The sequence below is a fragment of the Pseudomonas sp. JBR1 genome, assembly GCF_028198185.1.
Lineage (GTDB): Bacteria > Pseudomonadota > Gammaproteobacteria > Pseudomonadales > Pseudomonadaceae > Chryseomonas > Chryseomonas oryzihabitans_E.
Genome location: NZ_CP116340.1, coordinates 2,929,318 through 2,945,689, shown reverse-complemented (window position 1 = coordinate 2,945,689; position 16,372 = coordinate 2,929,318). Strand labels below are relative to the sequence as shown.

The window sequence follows — 16,372 nt, the reverse complement described above, 5'->3', positions numbered from 1 at the left end:
AATAACGGATAAACACGGCATGCGGCCTCTGGCTGAGTTCATCATGCGCGGCCGTACTCAGGCCACCCTCGTGGTGGTGCTGGGTGCAGTCGTGCCGCTGCTGTACTGGATGACCGCTGCCGGTGGCAGCCTGGTGCTGTTGCGCCGGGGACCTGCCGCGGCGGCCGGGGTGCTGGTCTGGGCCCTGCTGCCAGCGCTGTTCTGGCTGTATCTGGGTGATGCCAGCATCGTGCTGGTGTTGCTGGGTTCGACGCTTCTGGCGGCGGTATTGCGCCAGAGCCTGTCCTGGACGCGGGTGCTACTGGCCAGCGTCCCTCTGGGGTTGGTCTTCGCCCTGGTGCTGGGACAGGTCTATGCCGAGGGCATCGCGCAGCTGGCGGAGGAAATCCGCCGGTTGCTGCCCCAGGTGTTGGGCCCGAGCGCGGCGCAGTTGCCGCCGGAAAAGCAGGCGCAGTTGCAGCAGTTGCTGCTGCCCGTGCTGACCGGTCTGATGGCGGCGTTCTTCCAGATCACCTGCCTGCTGTGCCTGATGTTGGGGCGCTACTGGCAGGCGGCGCTGTACAACCCCAAGGGGTTCGGCCGCGAGTTTCGCGTGCTGCGTCTGCGTCCGGCCATCGCGCTCGGCCTGTTGGCCCTGCTGGTGCTGGCGCCGAACCTGGGCAGCGGGCTTGGCCTGCTGACCCCGTTGTGCAGCGTGCCGCTGGCCTTCGCCGGCATCGCCCTGCTACACGGGCTGGTGGCGGCCAAGCGCCTGGCGGGTTTCTGGCTGGTGGGGCTGTACGTGACGCTGTTGCTGTTTGGGCAGTTGATCTATCCGTTGTTGGTGATTCTGGCTGTGATCGATAGCGTGTTAGATTTTCGTGGGCGGTCTGCGCAAGAGCCGCAGGGGCCCGCGGACGGTGAAGGTTAAAAGTTAAGAGGAAAGACTCAATGGATGTCATCCTGCTGGAAAAGATCGCCAACCTGGGCAACCTGGGCGATAAAGTGAACGTCAAGGGCGGTTACGCTCGTAACTTCCTGCTGCCGCAGGGCAAGGCCACCGCAGCTACCGCTGCCAACGTCGAGGCTTTCGAAGCTCGTCGCGCCGAGCTCGAAAAGCAGGCTGCCGAGAAGAAGGCCCAGGCCGACGCTCGTGCCGCCAAGCTGGCTGAACTGACCGTGACCATCGCCGCCAACTCCGGCGACGAAGGCAAGCTGTTCGGTTCCATCGGCACCCGCGACATCGCCGAAGCCGTCAGCGCCGCTGGCGTCGAGCTGGACAAGAGCGAAGTTCGCCTGCCCAACGGCGCGCTGCGCAACACCGGCGAATACGATGTCGAAGTGCACCTGCACACCGACGTCGAAGCCACCGTCAAGGTCGTCGTCGTCGCTGAATAAGCGCGCCGTCGCCTGACTGGCGGACTTGCGCCCCGGCGCCGGTCTGTCGACAATCGGGCACGTCATTGCCAAGGCAGTGACGTGCCCTTTGTCTTTTATGCCGTCCGAAAAATCATTTCGCCGCCCGCAATGGGGGCCCAAGACCTGCGCATGAACGAGATTTCCCTGCCCGAGCAGTACGATCTGCAGACCGCTGCCCTCAAGGTTCCGCCGCATTCCATCGAGGCCGAGCAAGCGGTACTGGGTGGTCTGATGCTGGACAACAATGCCTGGGAGCGTGTGCTCGATCAGGTATCCGATGGCGACTTCTATCGCCACGACCACCGCCTCATTTTCCGCGCCGTGGCCCGTCTGGCCGAGCGCAACCAGCCGTTCGACGTGGTGACCCTGTCCGAACAGCTGGACAACGAAGGCCAGCTGCCCCAGGTAGGCGGCCTGGCCTATCTGGCCGAGCTGGCCAAGAACACCCCCTCGGTGGCCAACATCAAGGCCTACGCACAGATCGTGCGCGAGCGGGCCACCCTGCGGCAGCTGATCGGCATCAGCGCCGATATCGCTGACAGTGCCTACAACCCGGAAGGGCGCGGGGCCAACGAGCTGCTCGACGAAGCCGAGCGCAAGATCTTCGAGATCGCCGAGGCGCGGCCGAAATCCGGTGGTCCGATCGGGGTCAACGACATCCTGACCAAGGCCATCGACCGCATCGATACCCTGTTCAACTCCAGCGATGCCATCACTGGCGTCTCCACCGGCTTCGCCGACCTGGACGAGAAGACCAGCGGCCTGCAGCCAGCGGACCTGATCATCGTTGCCGGACGCCCGTCGATGGGCAAGACCACTTTCGCCATGAACCTGGTGGAGAACGCGGTATTGCGCACCGACAAGGCGGTGCTGGTGTTCTCCCTGGAGATGCCCGCCGACTCCATCGTGCTGCGGATGCTGTCGTCCCTCGGTCGCATCGACCAGACCAAGGTGCGTTCCGGCAAGCTGGACGATGATGACTGGCCACGACTGACCTCGGCGGTCAACCTGCTCAACGACCGCAAGCTGTTCATCGACGATACCGCCGGCATCAGTCCTTCGGAAATGCGCGCCCGGACCCGTCGCCTGGTGCGCGAGCACGGCGACCTGGCCTTGATCATGGTGGACTACCTGCAGCTGATGCAGATCGGCGGCAGCAGCGGCGAGAACCGTACCAACGAGATCTCCGAGATCTCCCGCTCGCTCAAGGGCCTGGCCAAGGAATTCAACTGCCCGGTGGTGGCCCTTTCCCAGCTCAACCGCTCGCTGGAGCAACGGCCGAACAAGCGGCCGGTGAACTCCGACTTGCGTGAATCGGGCGCCATCGAGCAGGACGCCGACGTCATCATGTTCGTCTACCGGGACGAGGTGTATCACCCGGAGACCGAGTACAAGGGCGTGGCGGAAATCATCATCGGCAAGCAGCGTAACGGCCCGATCGGTACCACGCGGCTGGCCTTTATCGGCAAATACACCCGGTTCGAGAATCTCGCGCCCGGCAGCTACGTTTTCGAGGACGAATGATGGTCAAGGACAAGCTGAAGATCGCGGTCCTGCTCGGTGGCACCAGCGAAGAACGCGACGTGTCCATCGCCAGCGGTGCCCAGGTGGTGGCGGCCCTGCGCCGGCGCGGGCACCAGGTGGTGACCGTGGACACCGCCCTGGGTCTGCTCGACGAAGATGCCGAGCGGGCGCTGCTGGAAGCCCGCGTCGGCCTCGAACCGCCGGAGCGGACCGCGCTGGTGCGGATGCGCGGCCAGGATGCCGGTGCGGTGCTCAGCCGCGCCCAGCTGGGCGACCAGGATCTGCTGTTCCTCGCCCTGCACGGTGGGACCGGCGAGAACGGCACCCTGCAGACCCTGCTCGACCTGGCCGAGCTGCGCTACACGGGCAGTGGTCGGGTGGGCAGCGCCGTGGCCATGGACAAGGACCTCAGCAAGCGGCTGTTCCGTGCTGCCGGGGTACCCACCGCCGATTGGCTGATGGCGCCCGTGGACGCCGCGACCGTGGCCGCGACCCTGGGCTTTCCGGTGATCGTCAAACCCAGCCAGCAGGGCTCCACCGTGGGTCTGAGCAAGGTCAGCCGTGCCGAGGACCTGCAGCCCGCCATCGAGCTGGCGCTGCGCTATGACCGCGAGGTGATGATCGAGCGTTTCGTCGCCGGTCGCGAGCTGACCGTGGGCGTGCTGGGCGACCAGCCGCTGGCGGTGGGCGAGATCGTCCTCGGCCAGAGCGGGGTGTTCGACTACACCAGCAAGTACCAGCCCAAGGGCGCGGTGGAAGTGTTTCCGGCCGAGGTCTCGACCGAAATCGCCGAGGAAGCGCGCCGGCTGGCCCTGGCCGCGCACCGGGCGCTCAAGCTCCATGGCTACAGCCGCGCCGACTTCCGCCTGGACGCTGAAGGACAGCTGTGGTGCCTGGAGGTCAACACCCTGCCGGGGATGACCGCTACCAGCCTGCTGCCGCAATCGGCCGCGGCCATGGGCATCGACTTCGACGAGCTCTGCGAGCGGATCTGCCGGCTGGCCCTGCAGGACTAATCCTTCCGCAGCCGGCGCCGCTATCGCTTCGGGTGGTGGCGGCTGCGTCCCGTGTCGAAGCCGGATTCGGATCCGCCGCCATGCCCCAGACGCTGACCCCGGTGCAGACCCGGGCATTGTTCTTCTCTGCGTTGCTGCTGTTCGTCCTGCCCTTCATCCTGGTCGACTTTCCCTATGTCGATGACAACTGGCGTATCCAGTTGCAGAACGGGCCTGAATGGCGCCAGCAGGGGCGGGTGCTCACCGAGGTCTTCTATCGGCTGCTGACCTTCAGTGGCAGCACCCTCAATCTGTTTCCCCTGCCGCTGCTGATCGCCTGCGCCGCGGCGGCCTGGGCGCTGGCCGATCTCGCACGGCACTGCTTCGGCGCGCCGCGACCGACCCAGTGTCTGGCTCTCCTGCCGCTGTGGTTCTCGCCGTTCTGGCTGGGCAATCTGACCTACCAGTACGATGGCCCGACCATGGCCCTGAGTCTGGTGGCGGTGATCTACGCGGTGATCTTTCGCAGTCGCCATACGGCGCTGGCCCTGCTGGTGCCGGCGGCGCTGCTGGCGGCGGCCATCGCCTTCTACCAGGTGGCACTCAATGTCTTCATCGGCCTCTGCTGCCTGGAGCTGATCCGCGTCGTGCAGCGCCGTGAAGCGCCTGAGCAGGCTCTGCGCCTGGTCGTGCGCCAGGGCCTGCAGCTGCTGCTGGGCTGTGGGCTCTACTACCTCACCGCCTACCAGCTGATGGCGACCACCCGGCATGCCGGTGTGGGCGGCCAGGTGCTGCCCGAGCTCTGGCACCGGCTGGGCGAGGTGCTGCACAGCGTTGGCCTGCTGATCACCCTGGGCAACCTCTGGCTGTGGTGGCTGTTCGGTGGCCTGGCCATGATTGGCTACGGCCTGGGCGCCCTGGCCTATGCCCGGGCCTACGGACGGCGGGCGTTGCTACCCCTGCTGCTGTATGGCGCGACCCTGCCGGTGCTGGCCTTCTGCGTGGCCGGCATCACCCTGCTGTTCAGCGACTTCATCCTCGAAGCCCGGACCCTGATGGGTCTGGCGGTAATCCTGACCCTGGCGCTGTTGCTGGCCCACGAACTGCTGGGGCGCCTTCATCCTCGGCTGACCTGGCTGCTGGTGCTGCCGGTGCTGTGGATGCTGTCGCTGGCCTATGCCTATGGGCAGGTGCTCTCGGCGCAGAAGAGCTTCGAGCGCGGTTTCGTCCAGGAGCTGCACCATGACCTCAGCAGTCGTCCGGAGCTGCGGCCGCTCAAACGCATGCTCTGGACCGGTGGTCCGCTGGAAGTGGCCTGGTTGCCGCTGGCGCAGAAGACCTTCGAGCAATTGCCGGCCTTGCCCTTCATCCTCGGCCTGTCGCCAGGCAATTTCATGATCGCCGAGCGGCTGCTGGACCTGGGCGTGATCGACGATGCCGACAGCGACAGCTGCAGCCAACGCGTGGCCGTGCCCGGCGCCGCCACGCGACTGGTGGACAATCGTTTCTATGACATCTGGGCGGTGGGCGAGGACGGCTGCATTATCATGAAGCCGCAACGGCCCTGGGTGCCGTTCGAGTAGGGGGGTGGTCTTGAGGGGTAGGTTGGGCAGAGCGCAGCGAAGCCCAACATTGTCAGGTCGTGCGCGGACTGTTGGGCTTCGACGAAGGAGCCGTCTCAGCCCAACCTACGGGGGCGAGGGCGATCAGCCCCGGCGCAGCTTGTAGCAGAGGAACAGGAAGGCCAGCCAGACCGGGATGGCATAGACCGACACGGCGATGCCGGGGATGCGCAGCATCAGCACCAGGATCATGCCGACGAAGGCCAGGCACAGCCAGTTGACCACCGGTGACCAGAAGGCCGGGAAGTGCGATTGGCGGCCGGCCTGGCGCTGGGCGGCGCGGAATTTCAGGTGGGTCAGGCTGATCAGCGCCCAGGCGATCACCAGCGAGGCCACCACCAGCGACATCAGCAGCTCCAGGGCATTCTGCGGCAGCAGGTAGTTGACCACCACGCAGAGCAGGGTCACCGCCGAGGACACGGCGATGCCCAGCAGGGGCACGCCCTGGCGATTGGTGCGCAGCAGGGCGCGCGGGGCATCGCCCTGTTCGGCCAGGCCGTAGAGCATGCGGCTGGTGCAGTAGACGCCACTGTTGTAGACCGACAGGGCCGCGGTCAGCACCACGAAGTTGAGCAGGTGCGCGGCGGTGTCGCTGCCGAGCAGGGCGAAGGTCTGCACGAAGGGACTGCCGGCATAGTCGTCACCGCCGGCGCCGATGCTGTGCACCAGCTCGTCCCAGGGGTGCAGCGACAGCAGGATGGTCAGGGCGCCGACGTAGAAGATCAGGATGCGCCAGACCACCTGGTTGATGGCCTTGGGAATCACGGTGCGCGGCTGGTCGGCTTCGGCGGCGGTGATGCCCACCAGCTCCAGGCCGCCAAAGGAAAACATGATGATCGCCAGCACGGCGAACAGGCCGCTCCAGCCATTGGGCAGGAAGCCGCCATGGCTCCAGAGATTGCTCACCGAGGCCTCGGGCCCGCCACTACCGCTGATCAGCAGCCAGAGGCCGAAGGCCATCATGCCGAGGATGGCGACCACCTTGATCAGCGCGAACCAGAATTCGGTCTCGCCGAAGGCCTTCACGTTGAACAGGTTGATCATGTTGACCAGCACGAAGAACACCAGGGCGCTGGCCCAGGTCGGCACCTCGGGCCACCAGTACTGAACGTACTTGCCCACCGCGGTGAGTTCGGACATGCCCACCAGCACATAAAGTACCCAGTAGTTCCAGCCGGAGAGAAAGCCCGGGAAGCGGCCCCAGTAGCGACTGGCGAAGTGGCTGAAGGAGCCGGCCACGGGCTCCTCGACGATCATCTCGCCGAGCTGGCGCATGATCAGGAAGGCGATGAAGCCGGCGATGGCGTAGCCGAGGATCATCGCCGGTCCGGCCGACTTGAGTACCCCGGCCGAGCCGAGGAACAGGCCGGTGCCGATGGCCCCGCCGAGGGCGATCAGCTGGATATGACGATTCTTCAGGCCGCGCTGCAACTGGCCGGCGGCGGGTTGGGGCTGGGACATGGACGGGGGTGTCTCGGTGGCAGAGAGGGAGCGGGTGGCTATGGTAGCACTCCTGTCGCCAGGGGCCTGGTCCTGGTGCCCAGGGGACCCTCACCCCGGCCCTCTCCCAGGGGGAGAGGGGGAAGAGCGTGCTTCGGTAGGGGGGCTGTTGCGGAGTGTCCTTCGTCCTCGCTATCAAGGGAGATAGCGCGTGGACAAGGCTGCGCCGTTGTCCACCCTACGGCGGAAGTGTATTGCCCCACACCCTGGCCCTCTCCCAGGGGGAGAGGGGGAAGAGCGTGCTTCGGTGGGAGGATTGTTGCGGAGTGTCCTTCGTCCTCGCTATCACGGGAGGTAGCGCCTGGACAAGGCTGCGCCGTTGTCCACCCTACGGCGGAAGGGCATTGCCGGTGAGCGTCCCTCACCCCGGGCCTCTCCCAATGAGTGAGGGAGAAAGCAGGTACACCGGGGGCTTTTGCTCCCTCTCCCGCGGGGAGAGGGCTGGGGTGAGGGCAGGGCCAAGGCAGCCGCTCGATAGCCGAAGGCAATCGATGTCCGGGGGCTGAACTGGTCATTTTTTGTGCTATTCTTCGCGCCCTCCCAAAAACACCCCTTTCCCGGAAGCTGCCATGCAAGCCGCCACGCCGCTGTTCGACTATCCGAAATACTGGGCCGAGTGCTTTGGTCCGGCGCCTTTCCTGCCCATAAGTCGGGCGGAGATGGACCAACTCGGCTGGGACAGCTGCGACATCATCATCGTCACCGGGGACGCCTACGTCGATCATCCGTCCTTTGGCATGGCCATCATCGGCCGGCTGCTGGAGGCCCAGGGCTTCCGCGTGGGCATCATCGCCCAGCCGGACTGGCAGTCGAAGGACGACTTCATGAAGCTCGGCGAGCCGAATCTGTTCTTCGGGGTGGCCGCGGGCAACATGGACTCGATGATCAACCGCTACACCGCGGACAAGAAGATCCGCTCCGACGACGCCTATACTCCGGGCAATGTCGCCGGCAAGCGTCCGGATCGTGCCAGCCTGGTCTACAGCCAGCGCTGCAAGGAGGCCTACAGCCACGTGCCGATCGTGCTTGGCGGCATCGAGGCCTCGCTGCGCCGGATCGCCCACTATGACTACTGGCAGGACAAGGTGCGCCGCTCGATCCTGATGGACGCCACCGCCGACATCCTGCTCTATGGCAACGCCGAGCGGGCGGTGGTCGAGATCGCCCAGCGGCTGTCGCGTGGCGAGCGCGTCGAGTCCATCACCGATGTGCGGGGCACCGCCTTCGTCCGCCGCGATACCCCAGCCGGCTGGTTCGAGGTCGACTCGACCCGCATCGACCGTCCCGGCCGCGTCGACAAGATCATCAATCCCTACGTGAACACGCAGGACACCGAGGCCTGCGCCATCGAGCAGGCCAAGGGGGAGGTCGAGGATCCCAACGAAGCCAAGGTGGTGCAGCTGCTGGAAAGCCCGCGCATGACCCGCGAGAAGACGGTGATCCGCCTGCCGTCCTTCGAGAAGGTGCGCAACGACCCGGTGCTCTATGCCCACGCCAACCGCGTGCTGCACCTGGAAACCAATCCGGGCAACGCCCGCGCCCTGGTGCAGCGGCATGGCGACGTGGACGTCTGGTTCACGCCGCCGCCCATCCCCATGACCACCGAGGAAATGGACTACGTGTTCGGCATGCCCTATGCGCGCGTGCCGCACCCGGCCTATGGCAAGGAAAAGATCCCGGCCTACGAGATGATCCGCTTCTCGGTGAACATCATGCGCGGCTGCTTTGGTGGCTGCACCTTCTGCTCCATCACCGAGCACGAAGGGCGGATCATCCAGAATCGTTCCCACGACTCGATCATCCGCGAGATCGAGGAGATGCGTGACAAGGTGCCGGGCTTTACCGGGGTGGTCTCGGACCTTGGCGGGCCGACCGCCAACATGTACCGCATCGCCTGCAAGGACCCGGAGATCGAGCGTCACTGCCGCAAGCCGTCGTGCGTGTTCCCCGGCATCTGCGAGAACCTCAATACCGATCACTCCTCGCTGATCGAGCTGTACCGCAAGGCGCGGGCGTTGCCGGGGGTGAAGAAGATCCTGATCGCCTCGGGGCTGAGATACGACCTGGCCGTGGAATCGCCCGAGTACGTCAAGGAACTGGTCACCCATCATGTCGGCGGCTACCTGAAGATCGCGCCCGAGCACACCGAGCGCGGTCCGCTGGACAAGATGATGAAGCCGGGGATCGGCAGCTACGACCGCTTCAAGCAGATGTTCGAGAAGTACACCAAGGAGGCGGGCAAGGAGCAGTACCTGATTCCCTACTTCATCGCCGCGCACCCGGGCACCACCGACGAGGACATGATGAACCTCGCCCTGTGGCTCAAGCGCAGCGGCTTCCGCGCGGATCAGGTCCAGGCCTTCTATCCCTCGCCCATGGCCACCGCCACGGCCATGTACCACTCGGGCAAGAATCCGCTGCGCAAGGTCACCTACAAGAGTGACGGCGTGACCATCGTCAAGAGCGACCAGCAGCGCCGCCTGCACAAGGCCTTCCTGCGCTACCACGATCCCAAGGGCTGGCCGATGCTGCGCGAGGCACTCAAGGAGATGGGCCGCGCCGACCTGATCGGTCCCGGCAAGCACCAGCTGATCCCGGCCACCCAGCCGGTGGGCGATGGCAGCTACCAGAGTGCCCGGCGCAAGAACTCTACCCCGGTGGGCAGCAAGAAAACCGGGACGGGCGGTGGCCGCATCCTCACCCAGCATACCGGTCTGCCACCTCGCGCCAGCGACGGCAGCAAAGCCTGGGACAAGGGCCAGGAAGGCCAGGCCGCCGGCTATGCCAAGGGCGGTCCGCGCAAGAAGTCGCGGCGCCAGCCGAATATGCCGCGGTAAGATCCTTTGATCGCGGCCATGGCGGTCCGCCGAAGCGGTCGCTCCTACGAGGTGTGATGCTTCTGTAGGAGCGGCCCATGGCCGCGATCAAAGCCGCTATAAATGTTTAACTGGTCGTTTTCATCTCTCAAGGACGAGCGATGTCATCACGTCATGCGGCGTTACGCAGGGGCCGGGTTTCTTTGCCTGGCCAGCTGTATCTCCTGACCACAACTACCAGCCAGCGCCAGGCGCTGTTCGCCGATTTTCCCGTGGCATGCACGGTGGCCCGGACCTTTAACGATCCTTGTTTGCTTGATGACGCCAGGCTGCTTGCGTGGGTGTTGATGCCGGATCACGTCCATTGGCTGGTTTCGTTGGGTGAGCGTTTCAGCCTGGACGAGTTGGTCCTGCGCCTAAAGTCGGCCAGTGCACGTCGGGTCAATGCGATCCGCAATACCAAAGGGGCTGTGTGGGCGCCGGCCTATCATGACCACGCTCTAAGAGCCGAAGAAGATGTCCAGGCGGTGGCCCGGTACATCGTTGCCAATCCGGTGCGGGCGGGGCTGGTGAAGCGGGCGGGTGATTATCCGTTTTGGGATGCGGTGTGGTTGTAGATCGTGCCAGGAAAGCTGATCGCGGCCATGGGCCGCTCCTACGGGGCATATCGGAGCCTGTAGGAGCGGCCGCATCGGCGGACCGCCATGGCCGCGATATCAGCCGCGCAATTCGGCGAAGTGGGCCTGCATGCGGTCGGCGTCGGCGGTGCGGCCGCTGAAGAGTTCGAAGGCCTTGACCGCCTGGAACACGGCCATGGTGCCGCCGTCGAGGGTGCGGCAGCCCAGGGCGCGGGCCTGGCGCAGCAGTTCGGTTTCCAGCGGGAAGTAGATGATCTCGGCGACCCAGAGGCCGGGGTGCAGCAGTTCGACCGGCAGTGGCATGCCGGGCAGCTTGGCCATGCCCACCGGCGAGGTGTTGACCAGGCCATCGGCGGCGGCCACGGTGGCGGCCTGGTCGGTGCCGACCGCGGCGCGACCGGGGCCGAAGTGGCGGGTCAGGTTGTCCACCAGGGCCTGGGCGCGCTCGACCTCGACGTCGAAGATGAACAGCTGGTCCACGCCTTCGGCGAGCAGGGCATGGGCCACGGCGCTGCCAGCGCCACCGGCGCCCAGTTGCACCACCAGGCGCTTGGCCACGTCCGGCAGGCCGCGGCGAAAGCCTTCGGCGAAGCCCAGGCAATCGGTGTTGTGGCCCACGGTGCGGCCGTCGGCCAGCACCACGGTGTTCACCGCGCCGATGCCGCGGGCCTCGGGCGAGAGGTCGTCGAGCAGCGGGATGATCGCCTGCTTGCAGGGGAAGGTGATGTTGAGACCGGTGAAGCCGGTGCGCTGGGCCGCTTGCAGCAGCTCGGGCAGGGCGTCGGCGCCGAGGCCGAGCGCATCCAGGTCGATCAGGCGGTAGAGGTATCTCAGGCCCTGGGCGTCGCCTTCGCGTTCGTGCATGGCGGGTGTCAGCGAGGCCTGGATGCCGGCGCCGATGAGGCCGGCGAGGACGGAGGTGGGTGCGGTCATGGACTTAGTTTCCCTGGTGGGCGATGAGGGCGCTGATGGCGGCACGATAGCCCTGGCTGCCGAGGCCGCAGATGACGCCGACGGCGATGCCCGAGACATAGGAATGGTGGCGGAAGGCTTCGCGGCGATGGACGTTGGACAGGTGCACCTCGTAGACCGGCAGTTCGCTGGCCACCAGGGCATCGCGCAGGGCCACCGAGGTGTGGGTCCAGGCCGCGGGATTGATCACCACCCCGGCGTAGGCGCCGCGGGCCGCGTGGATCCAGTCGAGCAATTCGCCTTCATGGTTGGTCTGGCGAAAGTCCACCTCGTAGCCGCCCTCGGCGGCGGTGGTCGCGCACAGCTCGGCGACGTCGGCCAGGGTCTCGTGGCCGTAGGTGGCGGGTTCCCGGGTGCCGAGCAGATTGAGGTTGGGGCCGTTGAGGACCAGGATGCGGCGGGACATGGCGTTCTCTCTGTTGTCATCTGGCCGGGCGGACCAGCGTCCGGCGTTGCAGAGAAAATGTACCAGCTGGTTAATTTCGTCAATCCGCCGCCGGGGTGTTGCGCCGGAAGCGTTCGATTATCGGCCCTGGAGGCCTAGATCGCCACCAGTCCGCGCACCCCTTCGGCCTCCATGTCGGCACCGCGACCGCGCTGGACGATCTCGCCACGAGACATCACCAGGTAGCCATCGGCCAGTTCGCTGGCGAAGTCATAGAACTGCTCCACCAGCAGGATGGCCATGTCGCCGCGCTTGGCCAGGTGGGCGATGACGGTGCCGATCTCCTTGATCACCGAGGGCTGGATGCCTTCGGTGGGTTCGTCGAGGATCAGCAGTCGCGGGCGACTGGCCAGGGCGCGGCCGATCGCCAGTTGCTGTTGCTGGCCGCCGGAGAGGTCGCCACCGCGGCGCTGGCGCATCTGCCGGAGCACCGGAAAGAGCTCGTAGATGGACTCCGGCACCTCGCGGGCCTCCCGGGCGGGAAAGCGCGACAGGCCCATGAGCAGATTTTCCTCAACGGTGAGGCGCGGGAAGATCTCGCGGCCCTGGGGCACGTAGGCGATGCCGGATTGCACCCGTTGGTGCGGCTTGCGGGCGGTGATGTCCTGGCCTTCCCAGGTGACGCTGCCGCGTTTGGCCGGGATCAGGCCCATGAGGCAACGCAGCAGGGTGGTCTTGCCGACGCCGTTGCGGCCGAGCAGGCTGGTGACCTCGCCGATGGGGGCCTCGAAGGACAGGCCTCGCAGGATGTGGCTACCGCCGTAGTATTGATGAAGTTCGTTGACCTGGAGCATGGGGGCCTCGGGAAGGTTTTATCGCGGCCATGGGCCGCTCCTACGGATAGGGTGCCGCTCGCCGATGTGACCGCTCCAGGTAGGAGCGGCCCATGGCCGCGATGTGCATTCTCAAGTCTGGTGCACTAGCGCCCCAGATACACCTCGATCACTTGGTCGTTGGCCTGGACCTGGTCCAGCGAGCCTTCGGCGAGGACGTGGCCCTGGTGCAGCACGGTGACGTGGTCGGCGATGCTGCCGACGAAGCCCATGTCGTGCTCCACCACCATCAGCGAGTGCCGGGGCACCAGCGACTTGAACAGCTCGGCGGTGAATTCGGTCTCGGCGTCGGTCATGCCGGCGACGGGTTCGTCGAGCAGCAGCAGTTGCGGCTCCTGCACCAGCAGCATGCCGATCTCGAGGAATTGCTTCTGGCCGTGGGAGAGCAGCCCGGCGGTGCGCCCGCGGGAGTCCTGCAGGCGGATGGTGCCGAGCACCTCCTCCAGGCGATCACGCTGGGTGCCGGAGAGCCGCGCCCTGAGGCTGGCCCAGACCGATTTGTCGGTCCGTTGCGCCAGCTCCAGGTTTTCCCAGACGGTCAGGGCCTCGAACACCGTGGGCTTCTGGAATTTGCGGCCGATGCCGGCCTGGGCAATCTCCACCGGTTGCAGGCGGGTCAGGTCCAGGGTCTCGCCGAACCAGGCGCTGCCGCGGTCGGGGCGGGTCTTGCCGGTGATGACGTCCATCATGGTGGTCTTGCCGGCGCCGTTGGGGCCGATGATGCAGCGCAATTCGCCGACGCCGATGTAGAGATTGAGGTCGCGCAGGGCCTTGAAGCCGTCGAAGCTGACCTCGATGCCTTCCAGGCTGAGGATGGTGCCGTGGCGGGTATCCAGGCCCTTGCCGGCGCGATGGCCGAGGCCGCTGGCTTCGGCGCCGATGCCGGGATCGAGCACTTCCGCGGCTGTGGGGGGAATGGGGGCGGCTTTCATGCGTCGCGCTCCTTCTTGATGAGGCCGATCACGCCACGCGGCAGATAGAGGGTGACGACGATGAACAGGGCGCCGAGAAAGAACAGCCAGTATTCGGGAAAGGCCACCGTGAACCAGCTCTTGGCACCGTTGACGATGCCGGCGCCGAGTACCGGGCCGATCAGGCTGCCGCGGCCGCCGAGGGCGACCCAGATGGCCGCTTCGATGGAGTTGGTCGGGGCCATCTCGCTGGGGTTGATGATGCCCACCTGGGGCACATAGAGCGCCCCGGCCAGGCCACAGAGCACCGCCGAGAGCACCCAGACGAACAGCTTGAAGCCGCGCGGATCGTAGCCACAGAAGGTCACCCGGTTCTCGGCGTCGCGGATCGCCGTGAGGATGCGGCCGAACTTGCTCTGCGCCAGGCGCCAGCCCAGCCAGAGGCTGGCAGTCAGCAGGGCCACGGTGAGCAGGAAGAGCACTGCCCGGGTACCCTGGGCGGCCACCGGAAAGCCCAGCAGGGTGGTGAAGCCGGTGAAGCCGTTGTTGCCGCCGAAGCCGGTCTCGTTGCGAAAGAACAGCAGCATGCCGGCAAAGGTCAGCGCCTGGGTCATGATCGAGAAGTAGACGCCCTTGATCTTCGAGCGGAAGGCGAAGAAGCCGAACGCCAGGGCCAGCAGACCGGGGGCCAGCACCGCCAGGCACAGCGCCCAGAGGAAATGGTCGGTGCCGGCCCAGAACCAGGGATAGCTGGTCCAGGAGAGAAAGCTCATGAAGGGGGGCAGACCGTCGCCGGCGGCCTGGCGCATCAGGTACATGCCCATGGCGTAGCCGCCCAGGGCGAAGAACAGTCCGTGGCCGAGGGAGAGCATCCCGGCGTAGCCCCAGACCAGGTCCAGCGCCAGGGCGACGATGGCGTAGCAGAGGATCTTGCCCACCAGGGTGAGGGTGTAGGCCGAGACCTGGAAGGCATTGTCGGCTGGCAGCAGGGACAGCAGCGGCAGGGCGATCAGTACGGCCAGGGCCAGGCCGAGCACGGCAAGGCTCAGGCGCGGGCCGGCCTTCTGCACGGCGGTAAGCGCGAGTGGCTGGTTCAATCGATGACCCTCCCCTTGAGGGCGAACAGGCCCTGGGGCCTTTTCTGGATGAACAGGATGATCAGGCCGAGGATGAGGATCTTGCCCAGCACGGCGCCGATCTGGGGTTCAAGGATCTTGTTGACGATCCCCAGGCCGAAGGCCGCCAGCACGCTGCCGGCCAGTTGGCCGACGCCGCCGAGCACCACCACCAGGAAGGAGTCGATGATGTAGCTCTGGCCGAGGTCCGGGCCGACGTTGCCGATCTGCGACAGGGCCACGCCACCGAGACCGGCGATGCCGGAGCCGAGGCCGAAGGCGAGCATGTCGATGCGGCCGGTGGGGACGCCGCAGCAGGCGGCCATGTTGCGATTCTGGGTCACGGCGCGCACGTTCAGCCCGAGGCGGGTCTTGTTCAGCAGGGTCCAGGTCAGGATCAGCACGAAGACCACGAAGCCGAGGATGATCACCCGGTTCCACGGCAGGAGCAGGTTGGGCAGCACCTGGATGCCGCCGGACAGCCAGGCCGGGTTGGCCACCTCGACGTTCTGGGCACCGAACAGCACCCGCACCGCCTGGATCAGCATCAGGCTGATGCCCCAGGTGGCCAGCAGGGTTTCCAGCGACCGGCCATAGAGGTGGCGGATCACGGTGCGTTCCAGCGCCATGCCGATGGCGGCGGTGACGGCGAAGGCGACCGGCAGCGCCAGCAGCGGATACCAGGCCAGCCATTCGGGGGCCAGGCGCTGCAGGGTCAGCTGCACCACATAGGTGCTGTAAGCGCCCAGCATCAGCATCTCGCCATGGGCCATGTTGATGACGCCGAGCAGGCCATAGGTGATGGCCAGGCCCAGGGCGGCCAGCAGCAGGATGGAGCCCAGCGACAGCCCGGTGAAGGCCTGGCCGAGCAGGTCGCCCAGCAGCAGCTTGCGCTCGACCTGAGCAAGGCCGGTGGCGGCGGCCTTGCGGACGTCTTCGTTGGCTTCCACGGCCGGATCGAGCAGGGCCTGCAGGCGGGTCCTGGCCTGGGGTTCGCCGGACTCGCCCAGCAGGCGCACCGCCGCTAGGCGCACGGCGGGATCGGGATCGGTCAGCTGCAGAGTGGCCAGGGCGGCGGCGAGGGCGGTCTTCACCTCCTTGTCGGCCTCGGTCTGCAGGCGTTTTTCCAGGAAGAAGCGCTGTTCGGGCTTGGCCTCCTGGCGCAGGGCCTGGGCGGCGGTCAGGCGCACGCTGGCATCCGCGGACAGCAGTTGCCCGCTGGCCTGGGCGGCGCCTATGAGAATGCGCAGCCGGTTGTTCAGGCGTACCGGCTTGGGTGTGCCGGTGGGGGCGGTGGCGTCACCTTCGGCGGCGCTGTAGCTATCGCCGATCTTGTAGAAGGGGCGCCGGTCTTCGTCGACATAGAAGCGGCCGTCCTGCAGTGCCTGGAGGACCGGGAGCTGGGCGGTGTCGGGTTCGGCGGCCCATGCCTGCAGGAGCTTGGCCTGGTCGCTGGCGCTGGCGGCGGCCAGCTCGGCGGCGGGGCCGGCCTGGACGGTGCCGGCGAGCAGCAACAGCAGGGGCAGAAGAAAAAGGCGTAGGGACATGCTCGGCCTCGTCTGTGGGTAAAGGCTCCTGCGCGTCGTCTCCGGGGGGGAGGACG

General features: G+C 66.4%; 14 protein-coding genes. 7 read left to right on the top strand and 7 right to left on the bottom strand.

What is annotated here, in order from left to right; genetic code table 11:
• Window positions 1-19 precede the first annotated feature (19 nt).
• The 5 genes from PJ259_RS13595 (at window position 20) to PJ259_RS13575 (ending at window position 5,500) form a co-directional block, all read left to right on the top strand.
• On the top strand, window positions 20-910 hold the full coding sequence (locus tag PJ259_RS13595) for a hypothetical protein (protein ID WP_271653204.1): 891 nt from the start codon (window positions 20-22) through the stop codon (window positions 908-910).
• 20 nt (window positions 911-930) lie between these two features.
• A complete protein-coding gene (gene rplI, locus PJ259_RS13590; RefSeq protein WP_059231672.1) occupies window positions 931-1,377 on the top strand; it encodes a 50S ribosomal protein L9 in 447 nt (148 codons plus the stop codon).
• A 150-nt stretch (window positions 1,378-1,527) separates the two neighbouring features.
• Window positions 1,528-2,922, top strand: coding sequence for a replicative DNA helicase (gene dnaB, locus PJ259_RS13585; RefSeq protein ID WP_017642919.1), 1,395 nt, complete (start codon window positions 1,528-1,530; stop codon window positions 2,920-2,922).
• Window positions 2,922-3,938 (top strand): D-alanine--D-alanine ligase, encoded by a 1,017-nt coding sequence (locus PJ259_RS13580; protein ID WP_333909681.1) that lies wholly within the window; start codon window positions 2,922-2,924, stop codon window positions 3,936-3,938. The genes dnaB and PJ259_RS13580 overlap by 1 nt, the downstream gene beginning before the upstream one ends.
• A gap of 80 nt (window positions 3,939-4,018) precedes the next feature.
• A complete protein-coding gene (locus PJ259_RS13575; RefSeq protein WP_271653202.1) occupies window positions 4,019-5,500 on the top strand; it encodes a glucosyltransferase domain-containing protein in 1,482 nt (493 codons plus the stop codon).
• Window positions 5,501-5,623: 123 nt separating this feature from the next.
• Here PJ259_RS13575 and PJ259_RS13570 read toward each other — a convergent pair whose 3' ends face one another.
• Window positions 5,624-7,000: an amino acid permease gene (locus PJ259_RS13570; protein ID WP_271653201.1), complete on the bottom strand. Its 1,377-nt coding sequence runs from the start codon at window positions 6,998-7,000 to the stop codon at window positions 5,624-5,626.
• Between the two features lie 608 nt (window positions 7,001-7,608).
• On the opposite strand from PJ259_RS13570, the gene PJ259_RS13565 reads away from it, so the two are divergent.
• Both PJ259_RS13565 and PJ259_RS13560 read left to right on the top strand, forming a co-directional pair.
• Window positions 7,609-9,876, top strand: a complete 2,268-nt coding sequence (locus PJ259_RS13565; protein ID WP_271653200.1) for a YgiQ family radical SAM protein — start codon at window positions 7,609-7,611, stop codon at window positions 9,874-9,876.
• Between the two features lie 140 nt (window positions 9,877-10,016).
• Window positions 10,017-10,472 (top strand): REP-associated tyrosine transposase, encoded by a 456-nt coding sequence (locus PJ259_RS13560; RefSeq protein WP_271653199.1) that lies wholly within the window; start codon window positions 10,017-10,019, stop codon window positions 10,470-10,472.
• 99 nt (window positions 10,473-10,571) lie between these two features.
• Here PJ259_RS13560 and PJ259_RS13555 read toward each other — a convergent pair whose 3' ends face one another.
• The 6 genes from PJ259_RS13555 to urtB all read right to left on the bottom strand — a co-directional run bounded on the left by PJ259_RS13555 (window position 10,572) and on the right by urtB (window position 16,316).
• Window positions 10,572-11,426: a shikimate dehydrogenase gene (locus PJ259_RS13555; RefSeq protein ID WP_271653198.1), complete on the bottom strand. Its 855-nt coding sequence runs from the start codon at window positions 11,424-11,426 to the stop codon at window positions 10,572-10,574.
• A gap of 4 nt (window positions 11,427-11,430) precedes the next feature.
• Window positions 11,431-11,871, bottom strand: coding sequence for a type II 3-dehydroquinate dehydratase (gene aroQ, locus PJ259_RS13550; RefSeq protein WP_271653197.1), 441 nt, complete (start codon window positions 11,869-11,871; stop codon window positions 11,431-11,433).
• 134 nt (window positions 11,872-12,005) lie between these two features.
• The gene (gene urtE / locus PJ259_RS13545; RefSeq protein ID WP_064307638.1) at window positions 12,006-12,704 is read right to left on the bottom strand and encodes an urea ABC transporter ATP-binding subunit UrtE; all 699 of its coding nucleotides are present in this window, start codon (window positions 12,702-12,704) and stop codon (window positions 12,006-12,008) included.
• 125 nt (window positions 12,705-12,829) lie between these two features.
• Complete coding sequence (urtD, locus tag PJ259_RS13540; RefSeq protein WP_271653196.1) at window positions 12,830-13,675, bottom strand: urea ABC transporter ATP-binding protein UrtD; 846 nt, start codon at window positions 13,673-13,675, stop codon at window positions 12,830-12,832.
• Entirely contained in the window at window positions 13,672-14,751 is a 1,080-nt protein-coding gene (gene urtC, locus PJ259_RS13535) for an urea ABC transporter permease subunit UrtC (protein ID WP_059316373.1), read from the bottom strand. The genes urtD and urtC overlap by 4 nt, the downstream gene beginning before the upstream one ends.
• Entirely contained in the window at window positions 14,748-16,316 is a 1,569-nt protein-coding gene (gene urtB, locus PJ259_RS13530; protein ID WP_271653195.1) for an urea ABC transporter permease subunit UrtB, read from the bottom strand. Before urtB ends, urtC begins: the two co-directional genes overlap by 4 nt.
• Between the last annotated feature and the right edge of the window lie 56 nt (window positions 16,317-16,372).

Coding starts and splice junctions, on each gene's coding strand:
- aroQ (WP_271653197.1), bottom strand. CDS start 11,871: ATGTCCCGCCGCATCCTGGTCCTCAACGGCCCCAACCTCAATCTGCTC.
- urtB (WP_271653195.1), bottom strand. CDS start 16,316: ATGTCCCTACGCCTTTTTCTTCTGCCCCTGCTGTTGCTGCTCGCCGGC.
- PJ259_RS13565 (WP_271653200.1), top strand. CDS start 7,609: ATGCAAGCCGCCACGCCGCTGTTCGACTATCCGAAATACTGGGCCGAG.
- dnaB (WP_017642919.1), top strand. CDS start 1,528: ATGAACGAGATTTCCCTGCCCGAGCAGTACGATCTGCAGACCGCTGCC.
- rplI (WP_059231672.1), top strand. CDS start 931: ATGGATGTCATCCTGCTGGAAAAGATCGCCAACCTGGGCAACCTGGGC.
- urtE (WP_064307638.1), bottom strand. CDS start 12,704: ATGCTCCAGGTCAACGAACTTCATCAATACTACGGCGGTAGCCACATC.
- urtD (WP_271653196.1), bottom strand. CDS start 13,675: ATGAAAGCCGCCCCCATTCCCCCCACAGCCGCGGAAGTGCTCGATCCC.
- PJ259_RS13595 (WP_271653204.1), top strand. CDS start 20: ATGCGGCCTCTGGCTGAGTTCATCATGCGCGGCCGTACTCAGGCCACC.
- PJ259_RS13575 (WP_271653202.1), top strand. CDS start 4,019: ATGCCCCAGACGCTGACCCCGGTGCAGACCCGGGCATTGTTCTTCTCT.
- PJ259_RS13570 (WP_271653201.1), bottom strand. CDS start 7,000: ATGTCCCAGCCCCAACCCGCCGCCGGCCAGTTGCAGCGCGGCCTGAAG.
- PJ259_RS13555 (WP_271653198.1), bottom strand. CDS start 11,426: ATGACCGCACCCACCTCCGTCCTCGCCGGCCTCATCGGCGCCGGCATC.
- PJ259_RS13580 (WP_333909681.1), top strand. CDS start 2,922: ATGGTCAAGGACAAGCTGAAGATCGCGGTCCTGCTCGGTGGCACCAGC.
- PJ259_RS13560 (WP_271653199.1), top strand. CDS start 10,017: ATGTCATCACGTCATGCGGCGTTACGCAGGGGCCGGGTTTCTTTGCCT.